Annotated in this window: 10 protein-coding genes; 5 read left to right on the top strand and 5 right to left on the bottom strand. The window is 67.4% G+C overall.

From position 1 onward, the window contains the following. Nucleotides 1-279 precede the first annotated feature (279 nt). Together VT03_RS10275 and VT03_RS10280 are read right to left on the bottom strand one after the other, a co-directional pair. Nucleotides 280-3,927 (bottom strand): M56 family metallopeptidase, encoded by a 3,648-nt coding sequence (locus VT03_RS10275; RefSeq protein ID WP_075092901.1) that lies wholly within the window; start codon nucleotides 3,925-3,927, stop codon nucleotides 280-282. Next, entirely contained in the window at nucleotides 3,924-4,316 is a 393-nt protein-coding gene (locus VT03_RS10280) for a BlaI/MecI/CopY family transcriptional regulator (RefSeq protein WP_075092902.1), read from the bottom strand. Before VT03_RS10280 ends, VT03_RS10275 begins: the two co-directional genes overlap by 4 nt. A 247-nt stretch (nucleotides 4,317-4,563) precedes the next feature. Between VT03_RS10280 and VT03_RS10285 the strand changes: the two genes are divergently transcribed. The 5 genes from VT03_RS10285 (at nucleotide 4,564) to VT03_RS10305 (ending at nucleotide 11,494) form a co-directional block, all read left to right on the top strand. After that, nucleotides 4,564-5,841 carry a DUF58 domain-containing protein gene (locus tag VT03_RS10285; protein ID WP_075092903.1) on the top strand — a complete coding sequence of 426 codons (1,278 nt, stop codon included), beginning with the start codon at nucleotides 4,564-4,566 and terminating at the stop codon, nucleotides 5,839-5,841. Further along, nucleotides 5,831-8,293 (top strand): transglutaminase-like domain-containing protein, encoded by a 2,463-nt coding sequence (locus VT03_RS10290; RefSeq protein ID WP_197489281.1) that lies wholly within the window; start codon nucleotides 5,831-5,833, stop codon nucleotides 8,291-8,293. The genes VT03_RS10285 and VT03_RS10290 overlap by 11 nt, the downstream gene beginning before the upstream one ends. A 13-nt stretch (nucleotides 8,294-8,306) precedes the next feature. After that, nucleotides 8,307-9,308 carry an AAA family ATPase gene (locus tag VT03_RS10295; RefSeq protein ID WP_197489282.1) on the top strand — a complete coding sequence of 334 codons (1,002 nt, stop codon included), beginning with the start codon at nucleotides 8,307-8,309 and terminating at the stop codon, nucleotides 9,306-9,308. Next, nucleotides 9,305-9,793: a hypothetical protein gene (locus VT03_RS10300; RefSeq protein WP_075092906.1), complete on the top strand. Its 489-nt coding sequence runs from the start codon at nucleotides 9,305-9,307 to the stop codon at nucleotides 9,791-9,793. The genes VT03_RS10295 and VT03_RS10300 overlap by 4 nt, the downstream gene beginning before the upstream one ends. A 132-nt stretch (nucleotides 9,794-9,925) precedes the next feature. Then, nucleotides 9,926-11,494: a permease gene (locus tag VT03_RS10305; protein ID WP_075092907.1), complete on the top strand. Its 1,569-nt coding sequence runs from the start codon at nucleotides 9,926-9,928 to the stop codon at nucleotides 11,492-11,494. A gap of 371 nt (nucleotides 11,495-11,865) precedes the next feature. On the opposite strand, the gene budA is transcribed toward VT03_RS10305, so the two are convergent. From budA to VT03_RS10320, 3 genes are all read right to left on the bottom strand, one after another. Continuing rightward, complete coding sequence (gene budA, locus VT03_RS10310) at nucleotides 11,866-12,723, bottom strand: acetolactate decarboxylase (protein WP_156514391.1); 858 nt, start codon at nucleotides 12,721-12,723, stop codon at nucleotides 11,866-11,868. 147 nt (nucleotides 12,724-12,870) lie between these two features. Further along, the gene (locus tag VT03_RS10315; protein ID WP_075092909.1) at nucleotides 12,871-13,320 is read right to left on the bottom strand and encodes a PepSY domain-containing protein; all 450 of its coding nucleotides are present in this window, start codon (nucleotides 13,318-13,320) and stop codon (nucleotides 12,871-12,873) included. Nucleotides 13,321-13,922: 602 nt separating this feature from the next. Further along, a complete protein-coding gene (locus VT03_RS10320) occupies nucleotides 13,923-14,246 on the bottom strand; it encodes a hypothetical protein (RefSeq protein WP_156514392.1) in 324 nt (107 codons plus the stop codon). Nucleotides 14,247-14,263 lie beyond the last annotated feature (17 nt).

Genomic DNA, 14,263 nt, shown 5'->3' on the forward strand with positions numbered 1-14,263 from the left:
AACACAGACCCCCTTGCCGCCGGAGGCGCTTCCATGAGGAACCGGGGGACACAACGGACGTCCGCTTTGTGGAACCGGCGATGAGAACTCGCCGGTCGCTGTGGGATCCCAGCAAGTTAGTGAGGGGGCATCCGGCACGCTGTCCGCGCTTGGACACGCCCTCATTCAGACATCTCTCGACGGCCAGGCCTCCGGCGGGCAAGGAGGGCGTTGCCCCCTTGCATCCCCCACCAGGGTGCCCCTGGACCCAGTGAGATAGTGACATCGGCCACGCGTCGCTTACGGCATGATCGCCTTGAGGTCGAAGCGGACCCCCTTGTGAAAGCCGACCCCCGCCGGAGCCCCGAACGAACCCGTGAGATCCGCGGTCTTCGTCACGCGGTCCGTCGTTTGAATCAGCCCCACGCTCCCTTCGCGCGTCGTAAACAGGAACGCGCCGTCCGCATTCGGTACGAGACGTTTCGCACTCTCGTCGTAGTGCATCAGCAGCTCCTCGACAGGACGCCCCTTCGGCAGAGCACCGGCCGCGACGGACCGTTCCAGGTTCCGGGCGTCGCGCGACGTGATCTCCTGCACCGTCATCCCCAGCCCCCGCAGCACGAACGTCTCCGTCCCATCCGCGGCGCGGTGCGTGACGCACATCAGGTCGATCCCGTTCTCCGCCGCCCAGTCCGCCAACTGACGGGAATCCAGGGCCGCCTCCGCCGCGGGAAACTCCGCCGGCCATCTCCGGTGGTAGCCGGTGTCGAGATCATAGAAGTGCCACGCATAGTTCCCCGTCTCGATCGCCGGGGACGCGACATACCCGCTCCCTTCGCCGACGACGCGGGCCGTCTTTCCGAGCGCAGCCGGATCGAGCGGCGGAGGGAGAACCGTATCCTCCATCTCCACGCGGCACGACCGGTAGGCCTCGTCCTCCGTGAAGGTCCGCCAGTTCGCTTCCCACCACGTCTGCCAGCGGGTCGCCTGCCGCTGGAACAGCCGCCGCTGCAGCGCCTGCCGCCGCGGGTCTTCGCTGCGGTGGATGCCGGAGACCTCGAGATCGTCGAAGTCCTGCTTCGTGAGCGCGTGGAGCGTGCCGAACACCTCCCGTACCGGCCTGCCGAAATTGAAGTGGTGTCCCCGGCTCCCCTTATCCAGGTCGTGCTTCTGCATGAACTCGGTGAGCTCGTTGTCGGCGACGAGGAGACCGTAGTCGCTGCTGGGGGGGAGGAGTGTCCGAGGGATGGCCCGGATCAGCGCGGGGACTGCCCGAGGATCGCCAATGGCCCGCAGGGCGAATGCCAGCCGCCGTATCGCACGGTCCTCCTGGGGCTGATCCAGTTCGTCACAGATCCAGGGCACCGCCTTCGGGCCGATCGCCACCAGCTCACGCATCAGGAGGCACCACAGCTCGCACTCGTCGACCGTGTGCCGCAGCTTGCGGAACTCCACGAAGATCCGCGCCGCACGCTCGGCCGGCGTTTTGGGAAGCGCGTCGACGATCTTCTGCGCCTCCTTGAGCTTTTCCTCCTCGGGGACCGGCGGCGTGACGAGCATGTCGTACGAGGTTGTCTCCCCCGCCTTCACGACGATTGCCGGCTGTTTCTGGGTGTCCCAGGCCATCCGGTCACCGCGGGTGTTGACCAGATAAGGGAAGTTCTCACCGGGCGCGGCGCGGAGGGTGAAACGGCCCGCCTCGTCGACGAGCGCCAGCCGCGCCGGGTGGATCGCCCGTCCATCCGGCTGGGACGGCCCCATCAGCCCCAGAGCAATCGCGTCGCCGCGGTCAGTCTTTGTGACCGGTGCCCCGGTCGCCGTGTTGAGGACCCGTCCGGAGATGAAGCCCCCCTCGATGAGCGTCAGCGGCACTTCGATCGTCTGCCCCGCCTGGCACTCGCGTTCGGTGAGTGCGATCGATACTCGATCCTTCGCCTGGGTGTAGATGTTGTATCGCCCCTCCGCAACCGGCAGACGGTAGCGGCCCGCGTTGTCCGTTGATGCGGTCTCGAGTCCCCAGGCATCGAGCCGCCGCATCGTCACCAGCGCCCCCGCCGCGGGCTTGCCGGTCACCTCGTCGATCACGGTTCCTGTGGCGAGGCAGGCGGTCGGCAGCGTGACGACGAGTTCCGCCGGTAGCCCCTTCACTGTGACGGTCGTCGGAGGATGGTCGGGGTGGAGCACGAGCAGCGACTGAGACCAGGGTGAGCCGTCCTGAGCCTTGTAGACGGGGATGTCGTCAAAGTGGAATCGCCCCGCGAGCTCCCCTTTGTCAAATGTGGTCCGGATGGGCAATCCGGGGATGGGCCGTCCATCCAGGGAGTAGGGTATGACCTGCGCACCGGCGATCGGCCGCCCTTCGGCATCGACCACTTTCCCGCCAATCGTCGACTTCTCGCGCGCCATCCAGACCTCGACGAGCTCCTCGTTTCGCAGGATGTGGCGGAAGCTCCGCCCGATCGGCCGGTCGTCCGAGAAGCCCATCACGACATAGTCGAGATAGTCGAAGTGATCCTCCCGACGGCGGGGGGCCAAGCCCGTGAACTTATACCGCCCCTGAGCGTCTGTGACCGTACTGGCGACCTCCTCGATCGGCGAACCGCGCCCGCTCGCGCGATAGAGCCTCATCGTGATCCCCGCGAGCGAAGTTCTGTCGACTTGATCGACACAGCGGCCTGCTTCCGTGTGCGTTCCGGCTTCGGTCAGTGTGTTGCTTTTTGCCGGCGCGTCGGGCTCAGCGGGAGTCGACGAGGCGTCGGCCGATGAGGCCGCCGGTTTGGGCTGTTGGGCGCGGGCTGCCGGCATGGCGTCGGTCAGTCCCAGCAGGGCGATACCGAGGAGCAGCCCGGCCGCGATCGGTCCGCCGACCGGCGTCACCGACGGGGACCGGACCAGCCGCACGACGCGGGCTTTGAGCCTGGCATTCGAAGAGAACAGACCGATCAGGCCCGGCGCGAGGACCGAGGGGGTCAGGCTCGCCGCCAGCTCGACGATCGTGGCTGCATAGGCCGATCGATCGGTTTCCTCGAGCGCCGTGAACGCCAGTTCGTCGCAGGCCGCCTCCCGCTCGGACTGCATCTCCCGGACCACCCACCACGCCGCCGGGTTGAACCAGTGCACGGTCCGGGCGGCGAGGAGCAGCCAGTTCGTCCACAGGTCGCCGCGGACGAGGTGCGCCAGCTCATGCGCCAGGACATGCCGAAGCCGCGCGTTCGAGGCTTCGGTGATGAGCGACTCGGGAAGAACGATTCTCGGGTTCCACGTGCCGACGATGTAGGGGCTGATCTCGACGGGAGTGACCAGCAGTGGAGGAAGACGGCGAACCCCGAGCCGTCTTCCGCACGCTTCCAGAAGACCCAGAAGCCGCGCGTCCGTGACGGGCCGGCAAGCCGAAAGCCGCCGTCGCAGCAGGACCGCCGCCGCGAGGAGTTTTCCGGAGAGGACCACGCAGCCTGCCAGCCAGACGAGCGACAGAACTCTTGTGAGGGAGAGGGGGGTGGTCCAACTCATGGGGGACCACATCGAGATCCCCGAGCGGCCGACGTAAGGAGTGGAGGTCGCACTCTGACTCACCACAGGAGCGTCTGCCCGCAGCGTCGTGGGGATGTCAACGTCCCCTGCGGGCAATTCTGTCGGCCGCAGGGGACGTTCGGTCGAGACAGGAGAGCCGGGCGGGAGCAGAATCGATGGAGCCCTGTTCGTCTGGAGCTCGAGATGGGAACCCGTCGCCGCCGTCGTCCCGACGAGGTTGAACGGGCTCCAGGGACTCCCCGGTGTCACCACGCAGACCAGCCGCAGGAGAACGACTCCCCACAGCAGAAACCGCCATCGCGGCGCCAGCCGGTCGCCTGCTCCCCAGAGCAGCAGTCCCACGAGGAGCGCCAGTGCCGCCCCCTGCCAGGAGGCCCGTCCGATCGCCGGTCCCAACGTTTCGAAGAGCACGGTCATGGCCGTTTCCCCCGGGGAGTCCTTTTCTGCGCGAGCAGCTGACGGAGCTGTTCGACCTGGTCGCGGTCGAGCGACGCATCTTCGACGAAGTGGGCCAGGAGCGCCGCGACGTCGCCGCCGAACGCCTTCTCCAGGAACGAACGTCCTTCGCGGCGGACGCAGTCCGCGCGGGAGACCGCGGCCCGGTAGATGTATCGGGCCCCGTCGACGTCGTAAGCCAGAGCCCCCTTTTCGACGAGCCGCGCCAGGAGCGTGCGGATCGTGCTGTGGTTCCAGTCGTGCGTCTCACGGAGCGACTTGATGACGTCCCCCGCCGCGCACGGGCCGTCGGCCCAGACGCGCTCCATGACGTCCCACTCCGCATCCGAGATCTGCAGGCCGCGGGACATCGCGAGGTTTCCTGGTCAGAATGGAGATGGCCACAACTGTAGCGACAGTTGACTACAGATGTGGCCAATCGTCAAGGGCGTTTCGGAAACTTGGCTGCGGGCGCTGGAACGCTGTTGTCGAACTCCGTCTTTGAAGAACGTGTAAACATGGGCCTTATGCTTTAGTGATGTTGTTGCACACGGTGTGCACGTGGTGTATCGTGGCAAAAGCGGAACACGTCGTTCCGATTCGCCGGAGACGGAAGCGATGGCTTCGCTCGGACGCCTGCTCAGCCGGGTCCACCACGCCCTGCACACGGACTTCTGTCCCGATGCGAACCGGTGGGTCCATTGGATGAAGCATCCGCTCGCCTGCCTCGGCGTCGCGGCGGTCATCGCTCTGGCCTGCGGTCTCCTGGTGAATTCCAGGGCCTTCGCGGTCTTCGGACTCCTGGCCACGGTTGGCCTCCTCGGAGCGATCTGGCCCCGGATCGCGGTGGCGGGACTTCGCTGCGAAGTCGAATTCGGGCGGAACCGGGCCCGTCCAGGGGAAGTCGTGCCGGTCCTCCTCCGGATCGAGAACCGTCGCCCCTGGCCGGTGTGGGGATTGTCGCTCCGGCGGGGATTCGTCGACGGCACGGCGGCGACGCAGGGGATCGCGCTCGCCCGGGTCGGCGGCTGGTCCCGGGCGGAGTACCAGTGGGACTTCCGGCCGGAGCGGCGCGGGACATTCCCGTTCGAGGCTCCCCAGGTCGACACCGGGTTTCCGTTTGGCCTGCTGCACTGCTTCGCGCCGGTGAACGTTCGAGGAGAGTTGCTCGTGTGGCCCGCCAGCGTCCGGCTCGACGGCATGCCCGACGCCGCCGAGATCCAGACCCGCGAAGAGCGGTTCGCCGACCGGCGGATCGGCGACGCCGGGGACATCCTGGGAACCCGGCCGTTCCGGGAAGGAGACGCGCTGCGGCGGGTCCACTGGCGGCAGACGGCGCGATACGGACGACTGATCGTAACCGAGCGGCAGGCCCCCGCGGCCTGCGCTATGCGGCTGATCGTCGACGCCTCGGCTCCCTCTCACACAGGAAACACGGGCCGCGCCACTTTGGAATCCCTCCTGTCGACAGCGGCCAGCATCCTGGAGGGGCTGCATCGCCAGCACGCCCTGGTCGAGGTGGTCGTCGGAAGCGAGACGTTCCTCGTCGGGGCGGCGGCGAATGATCTCCGCCGTGCCCTCGACGCCCTCGCCCGCGTGCCGGTCTCCGGGATCGCGGATCACTTGCCGCACGGTGCGCCGTGCGCCCTCGACCGCCGCACGCGGCTCGTGACGAGCATGACGATCACGACCGACTGCGCCTTCGCCCGGCATCTCGCCCATCGCCACGGCGGATCGCAGGAGCGGTACGTCCTGGTTCATGGGGGCGACTGCCGCCACCAGCACGGCCACCCGGTCGCCGGGTGCGACTGCCATTCGTGGCTGGACCTTTCGGCCAACGAACCGCTTGACGAGGTGCTTCCGGGCCGATGGCGGAGGTCGTGCCATGTCGCCTGATTCACCTCGTCTGCCTGTCGCCCCTCTCCCGGTCGTGGCGGTGCGGCACCCTTCCGTCCGCGTGACGAAGCCTTCCAGGTCCGAAGACGACGACCGGGCCTCGCTTCCGCTGCAGGTCCTCGTCGCGCTGCTGGCAGCGGTTGCGATCACGACCTTCGCCATCGTCGAAGCGGATGGATTATTTCAGGGGCGACACGCCGCGATCCTGGCGGGGCAGGGGATCGCGATCGCCTTGGGGGGCTGGGCGTTGCGGCGGCGGTCCCGCCGCTGGGCTGTGCCGCCGATGGCCTCTCCGCTGCTGGTGCTCCTCGGTCTGCTGCCGCTCGCCTGGGAGCCGATCCGCCGCCAGTTCCTGGGAGGCGGACTTCCGTTCGAGCTCCTGACGATGCGCGTTCTCCGGAACGTCATCCTGGGTTTGGCGCTGCTCAGTCCGTGGCGGCGGTTCCATTCGCTGACGATCTCGCTGTCGCTCTTTCTCGTCCTGTTCAGCGCGCTCCACGGCTCGGATATTGCGCTCCGCTTTCTCGTGGGGCTCTTCGCCCTCGGCGCGGTCGCCTGGCTCGTGGCGTCCCACTGGACCGACGTCGAGCAGCGGCTGCGAACACAGCAGACGCGGACACGGCCGCGGTGGGGAGTCGTGGCGGCGGTCGGTTTCGCGGTGCTGGGGATCCTGCTGCTCTCCGGTGGGTCATCTCCGGTCCGGTCTTCGTTGGCGGGATTCCTCTCCAGTTCGGGCGGGACCGGCCGGCACGATCGTTTCAGCCGTGATGGCGTCGGGGATGGAGATCAACTCGTCGCCGGGAGCGAGCGGATCCAGAGCTTTGCCCCGATCGACGACGCCCCGTTCGTCTCCGATCACGAGCCGAGCCTGTACGACGTCTTCGACGACACCTACGAGGAAGAGGTCAAACGGCCCCGCGAACAGGACCGGGCAGTCGGTCTCCCGCCGGAACTGGCCGCCAAACTGAAGTCACATCTCCAGTCGCGGGTCGAGAAGGCGAACCGCGAGTTCTCGACGCAGCGTCGCCCGGCCTCAACGGAGCAGGCCGCCGCGACCGCCCGCAGCATTGCCAGCGACGCCCTGTTTCACGTCGCCGGACGGGTTCCGCTTCACCTGCGGCTCCAGCCCTACGACCTGTTCGACGGTGTCACGTGGTATCCGCAGGAGGAGGCCAGAACCAGTCCGCCGCTGCAGATCACGACGCTCTCCGGCGAGCCCTGGCTCGCCCTCGCCGATCGCTCGGAGGTTCGAACTTACCTTGGTCCCGCCGAGAGCCATGCGATCAAGGTGGTCCGCCTCGATGCGAACGTCATCCCGGCCCCGCTCCACACGCACGGCATCCACATCGGCCAGGTCGACCGGGCCGACATGTACTGCCCGGGACCGGACGGACTGATCCGTCTCGACCGCAAGAAGCTTCCATCGCTCGTCCCGATCCATCTCGCGTCGCGGACCGTGGCGGCCGACCGGATCGGCAGCGAGCTCTCCTGCTATTCGGTGGTCGGCCCCGTCTTTCGCAATATCCCCGCCGCGGCGGAGCCCGAGGCGATCGCGGCACTGGCCGAGGCCTGGACCAAGGGGATCCCGCGGGGCTGGTCGCAGGTCGCACGGATCCAGGACCGATTGAAGACGGAGTACCGGCTCGATCCCGCGGCGCGGCCCTCCGAAGACGCCCTCAGCCCCGTCCACGACTTCCTGTTCCACAGCCGTTGCGGGCCGGACTATCAGTTCGCGACCGCCGCCGCGTTGCTCCTTCGCTCGCTCGGCTACTCAACGCGTCTCGTCAGCGGTTTCTACGCCAATCCGGCCCACTACGACGCCGATGCCCGCCACACCCCCGTGCTGGCGGAGGACGCCCATGTCTGGGCGGAGGTCAACGTCGCCGGCGGCGACTGGCTGACCGTGGAGGCCGCCCCCGGCTATGAAGTTCTCGCCCCGCCGCCGTCGCTCTGGCAACAGGCCCAGGCGGCCGCGAGCCGTGTCGCGGGAGTGGCCGTTCGCAACGCGGTTCCTCTGGCGGCCGTTGCGCTGCTGCTCGTTGGAGCCTTCTGGAACCGACAGGGACTCGCGGACCGGCTCGATACGCTCCGGTGGCGACTCGCGCCCCGACGTGACGCAGCAGCACACCTGCTGGCGACGCTTCATTTGATCGAGCGCCGCGGCGCTCGGACTGGTTTTGCCCGTCCGACCGGTGCGACCGCGAGCCGATGGCTGATCGAAAATCTGTCGCGACGGGCTCCGGAGATCTCGGCCGAGCTGCGGCTCCTCCAGCGGGGAATCGACGAAGCGGTCTATTGCCGCGGGGGGCTCGGTCCGGTTTCGGACGAGCTCCGGGAAGCGAGCGGACGGGTCGCCCGCACTCTTTCCCAGAGCTGGTTTCGCGGGCAGTCCGGTCCGCGTCCCCGACCAACGAGCCCGACCGGCCCCCATCGAACCACGGAAGTCTTGTGAGAGGTTTTAGACGGTGACAGCCACACAACTCCCCCGCCGCCCCGACACGCGGGACCGTCCCGCCGCGACCTCCTTGGCGCAGGAGTCCGTCCGCGCCCTGCGAGCGCGGCTGAACCGGATTCTCCGCGGCAAGAGCGACGTCATCGAACAGGTTCTGGCCTGTCTCCTGGCACGCGGGCACGTCCTGCTCGAAGACAAGCCGGGCCTCGGCAAGACGACGCTCGCCAAAGGGCTCGCGGCGGCGATCGGCGGCCGGTTTGCGCGGATCCAGTGCACGCCGGACCTTCTGCCGGGGGACGTGACCGGATTCAGTCTCTTCAACCAGCAGTCGCAGCAGTTCGAGTTCCGTCCGGGGCCGGTCTTCTCCGACGTCCTGCTGACCGACGAAATCAACCGCGCCACGCCGCGGACGCAGAGTGCCCTCCTTGAGGCGATGGCCGAACGGCAGGTGACGATCGACACCGTCCGGCATCGGCTCTCGGCGGAGTTCTTCGTCATCGCCACGCAGAACCCGATCGATCAGCACGGAACCTATCCGCTTCCAGAGGCGCAGCTCGACCGCTTCGCCATGAAGCTCAGCATCGGTTACCCCGATCCGCAGGACGAGCTCGGGATGCTGCAGCAGGCCCTTGTCGCCGGGGCGGACGAGACCGACGACGAAGACCCGCTCTTCGGCGAGAACGTGCTTCGCGGGCTCCATCGCGAAGTGGCCGGTCTCTATGTCGATCCGCGGGTCCAGGAGTACCTGCTCGCGATCGGCCAGGCCTCGCGGCGGCATCCGCAGGTGACGCTCGGGGTCAGTCCGCGGGGGCTGCTCGTCTGGCAACGGGTCGCCCAGGCCCGCGCGTTCCTGAACGACCGCTCCTTTGTCACGCCGGACGATCTCCAGGAGACCGCGCTGCCGGTCCTGGGAGTCCGCCTCGGAGTCGAGCACAGCCATCCCGAGACGACGATTCGCGAGATCCTCGACTCGATCCCAGTCCCCGATGCTCAGACTCCGCGAGGGCGGACATGACGACGAATACCAGATACGAACCGGAACGCGCGAAGCGGCCGATCGTCCCGATCGTTCTGCTGTCGGCACTCTGTCTCGGTCTGCTTTCCGGCTGCTCATCGACTGCGGCGGAAGAGGATCACGCCGCGCATCACATCCCGGAGCACCGGCCCCCGGACCTGCCCTCGACGGCGGCCGAGATCCGGTCCCGCTGGTCCGCTGTCCGGACCGTTTCGCCTTCGGAACAGCCGACCCGGTGGACTGAGCTGGGGGACATCCTGCGGTGGCTTCCCGAGATCGCCGGAGAATCGAACCTCAACCGCCCGGAATGGGAGGAGGTCCAGCGGATCTCGACGGAACTCGAAGCGATCCATGATCGGGAACGACCGGCCACCGCCGCGCGGCCCGAGGAAAACTCACGACGACAAACGCTTCTCGATCAACTCGACCGCGTCGCCTCCCTGGCGACAGAAACGATCTACGGTCGGCGGACCTCATCGGAGTGAGGCGGTAAGCCTCGCTCTCTGATCCGTGTTCCTCTGTGTCCATCTGTGGCTCCTCCTCGTCCCAGCCCGGCGAACGCTGAGATTGCGGAACCAGGGTGTTCGCCACTCCCCTCGTCCCGAACGGAAACTCCCATGGACCGTCTCTTCTGGGGCGTCGTGCTCAGGACCACGCAGTCCGCGCTCCAGGCGGCCCCTTTCATCCTGACCGGCCTCATCATCACCGGCGTCCTCCACCGCCTGATGGGGCACGCCGCCACGCGGCGGATGTTCGGGTCGAATACCTTGACCTCGCTCGCGCAGTCGTGGGTGATCGGCATGCTCCTGCCGGGCTGCTCGCTCGGCGTGATTCCGATCGTCAAGCAGATGCGGCTGAGTGGGATCGCGGTCGGGACGATCTTCGCCTTCGCGCTGTCGTCGCCGCTGTTCGACCCGATGTCGCTCCTCTATGGTCTGACGCTGTCGAAGCCCGAGACGATCCTCGCCTTCGCCCTCTGCTCGCTCGTCGTCGTCATGGTCTGCGGCGGTCTCTTTGACCGGTGGTTCCCGAACACCGAAGTCCAAGCCGAGGAACCGCGGGCCACGCCGCACGGCATCCGCCGCGTGGCGGCCGTCCTGCTGGTGATGATGCGGGAGTCCGTCGGGATCTCGGCCGTGCTGATCGGGGTCGGGCTTCTGGGGGCGGGCCTGCTCAGCCTCTTCCTTCCGGCGGGCAGCCTGCAGCGGACGATGGCCCACGACAACCCCTGGTCCCCGCTCCTCATGACGGTCATCGCCCTCCCGGCCTACGCCACGCCGATGATGGCGATGGGACAACTCGGCTCGATGTTCCAGCACGGCAACTCGATCGGCGCCGCCTTCATCCTGCTCACGTTCGGAGCGGGGATGAACCTCGGCCTCGTTGCCTGGATGGGCTGGAACTACGGCTGGAAGAAGACGGCGATCTGGTTCGGTTTGATGCTGGGGTTCGTGATCGCCTTCTCGTACGGGATCGAACGGCCGCTCTACCCGCGGGAGATCGAACCGGCGGATCACACCCATGCCTTCGACACCTATTGCCAGCCGTTCCTCCCCGGCTTTCCGCCGCCGAACGGCTACCCCGCCGAGATCGCCTTGAAGCTGCGTCGCGAGACCCAGCCGCACGAGATCATCGGCGCCGCGGCGCTCCTCGTTCTGGCGATCGGCGGCGCCGCGCTGCGGATCTTCGACCCCTCCCAGCGGGTCGAAGCCTGGCTGGCCCGGCCTCGCGACGAAGCGACATTGCCGGCGGGCCGATGGGACATCGTGCTTCCCGGTCCCGTCCTGGCGGTCGCGTCGCTGGCGGTCATCGTCGCCTTCAGCGTCATGGGCTGCTTCGCTTACTACCCCTCGGCTTCCGAGTCGATCGAGGAGCTACGGCTCGCCAACTCCGAGGCGATGGACGGCGCCATGACGCGGCACGCCGCGCATGCGGAGCACTGGATCCCGCTCTGTCAGAGCTGGAACCGCCGGCTCCTTGTCGGGATGTATCTCCGCAGCGGCACGGTCAGTGACTATGTGCGGATGAAGAGCAAGATCTACCGCGACCAGCTCGAACTCCTTGAACACATGGTCGAGGACGAGGATCCGCCGGAGGAGCTGCGTCGACAGGCGCTCACTTCGACGCGTGCTTACCTGGCGCTCTCGCGGGCGATTCGAGAGACGGAGGCGAAATCTTCGCTGTAGGCTGCGGGGCATGTGAAGCCCTGGGGGCATCGGTGCAAACCCAGAGTCGCCTCCGACCGGGTCCAGGGGCACCCTGGTGGGGGATGCAAGGGGGCAACGCCCCTTTGCCCGCCGGAGGCCGTCTCGTCGAGAGATGTCTGAAGGAGAGCGTGTCCAAGCGCGGACGCCGCGTCGGAGGCCCCCTCACCAACCCGCGGGGAATGCGAAGCGAGCGTGGAGTCCTCAACGCCGGTCCCACAAAACGGACGTCCGGTGTTTGCCACGGTTCCTCATTGAAGCGCCTCCGGCGGCAAGGGGTTGCCCCCTTGACCCCGGCTGCCGTCGCACGTTGGGTTTGACGTGGCAACGCTGTGTCGGCCAGAACGTGGTTCTTACGGGCGCTCTGTCTGCGTTCGCTGCCGCTCGATCACGTTGATGTCCTGCTTCTTGATCTCGTCCGGCCGGAATGCGTCAAAACCCTTCGACCGCGGGATCTGAATCAGCACCGACTCACACTCGTCATACCGGGCCAGCCCGTCCCGGAACTCGCACCCCAGCACGTGGCCGCCGAACTTGCGGTCCTCGCTCAGGAAGTGCCAGTGATACCCCGACACGTTCAGCGTCCCGACCCAGGTCGGACACCGGAACCCGATCAACGTCCCGCGGACATTGTTCCGCTTCCACGTGGACTGCTGCTTCACGACCTCCACGAGCGGCGGGAACGGCGGCACCTGCGCCGGGACGCTCCGTAGCGTCAGCTCCCGCAGATCGGCGTCGATCCGGATCGCATACGGTGAGTTCGCCCGCGGCAACTGCCGGTCGAGCTGCGCGTCGAGGTCTTCGAGCGTTGCCGCCGTCAGGTTCTCGATCCGCCCGTCCTCGTTGAAGAACGTGACTGCCGCAAACGGCGTCGATCCGCCCAGATCGGCCGACCGGACCGCGCCATCCGCCAGCGCCTGATAGATCTTCCCCTCGAGGACGATCAGCTCACCGTCGAGACGGTCGAACGTCCCGATCCCGAAGTCTCCACCGGCCAGCACCTGAGACAGCGGCGCCCCGTCCGAGTAGTCCCCCGAAGCGAGCGCCGAGATCAGCGAAAACTGAACGAGCGCATCGTCAACCGCCAGCCCCTTTGGCTGGGCAACGGACGCCGTCGGCGCGGCCGGGGCCGGCTCCTCGGGGCGCGAGCAGCCGACAACCGCCGCCAGGACTCCCATCCCGAGACATCGCCATCCGAATCCGTTCGACATGCCTTCTCCATCCCGATACTTCAGGGCCCCGATCGGCGACCAGTTGTAGCGGGAAAATTCCCGCGGGCAATCGCCGCCCGCGAGGAGGGGCACGTGGCACGGGCCGCGCGCCGCAGGCGACGGGGCCGCTCATCCGAGAGGAGCTCATCAGTCGTCCGCCCGATCCGAAAGGACCTGTCCCGTCCGCACGTCGATGAGCAGGTCCCGTTCGGAGCCTCCCTTCCAGCACTCCACCTCCCAGCCCGCCGGTTCCAGTTCCAGCTTGGAGACCTGCGTGTATCCGGCGGCCTCGAGCTTCTTGAGGATCTCGGGGAGCGAGAGGGCCTCCTTGGGGAGAGCGGGGTGCGGCTCATCGGCGTGGACGCTGCGGATCTCGCCGGTCGCGGGGACGATCCGCAGGCCGACCGGCTGACCGTCGCGAAGGGCTTCCACTTCCCACTCGCCATCGTCGACGGAGACTTCCGTCACGTCCCGGTATCCTCCCTTCTCGACGTTCGCCAGGATCGTCGTCAGGGGCTGTCCGGTCGGAACGGTGTCGGCCAGCAGAGCGGTTCCGGAAAGGGCCAGCGCGGCTGTCCAGGTGAGGAAAGGTTTCATGATCGAATCTCCCGTGTTGGTCCGCCGCCGCGGATCGCGGCGCGGAGGAGGACGCGGTCGAGAGAGCCCGGTGCTCTGTCGTTCCGCGTCCGATACGGGAGAAGGATCGACGAAGGTCCTGAGCTGGCCGTGATTGCGAGATAAACTCGACTTTATCTTCGGGCCGCTCGCCCCGGCGCCATCGCTGATGGCCCGCGAAGCCTACGAGAAGCGGGCCTTGGCGAACTGGAGGTCGTGAACCAGCTCACCGCGCATCCGCTGTCGGGGTCAAGGGTCTCACCCCCTTGCCGCCGGAGGCGCTTCCATGAGGAACCGTGGCGAACAACGGACGTCCCCTTTGTGAAACCGGCGTCGACGGCTCACCGCTCGGTCCGGAATCCCCGCGGGTTGATGTGGGGGCATACGGCACGGCGCCCGCGTTTGGATACGCCCTCCTTCAGACATCTCTCGACGGCCAGGCCTCCGGGGGCAAAGGGCCAAAGAAACAACACAGGCCCCTCTGCACTCCCCACCAGGGGTGACCCCCTGGACCCCGGATGGGCCTGTGATTTCGGGGGGCGATCGTCATTGCTAACGGGCGAGCGCCATGGTCACGCACCTCACTACGCGGATTCGATCCCGACCTGCGGCACCACACGAAACAAAATCGTCCGGCTGATCGCGTTCCCTTCCCGCGTGAAGCCCGCCAGAAACAGCCGCGCCGATCCAAAACGGTTCCCCGTCACCAGGACGGCGTAGCGGCCGCACTCCTCCTGGACGATCCGGGCCGAGATGACATTCCGGTCCGTCAGCACAAACAGCCCGCTCAAGACTTCGGCAAAGCCGGGCTCGTCCTCGGACGAGAGCCGCAGCGTGGCTCCGCACGCGATCCAGTACAGCGAACGGAGTCCGGACGGTCCTTCCGGAGTCGTCGGTTGAATCCACATCTCATTGCCCTTCGAAG

The sequence above is a fragment of the Planctomyces sp. SH-PL14 genome (assembly GCF_001610835.1).
GTDB lineage: Bacteria > Planctomycetota > Planctomycetia > Planctomycetales > Planctomycetaceae > Planctomyces_A.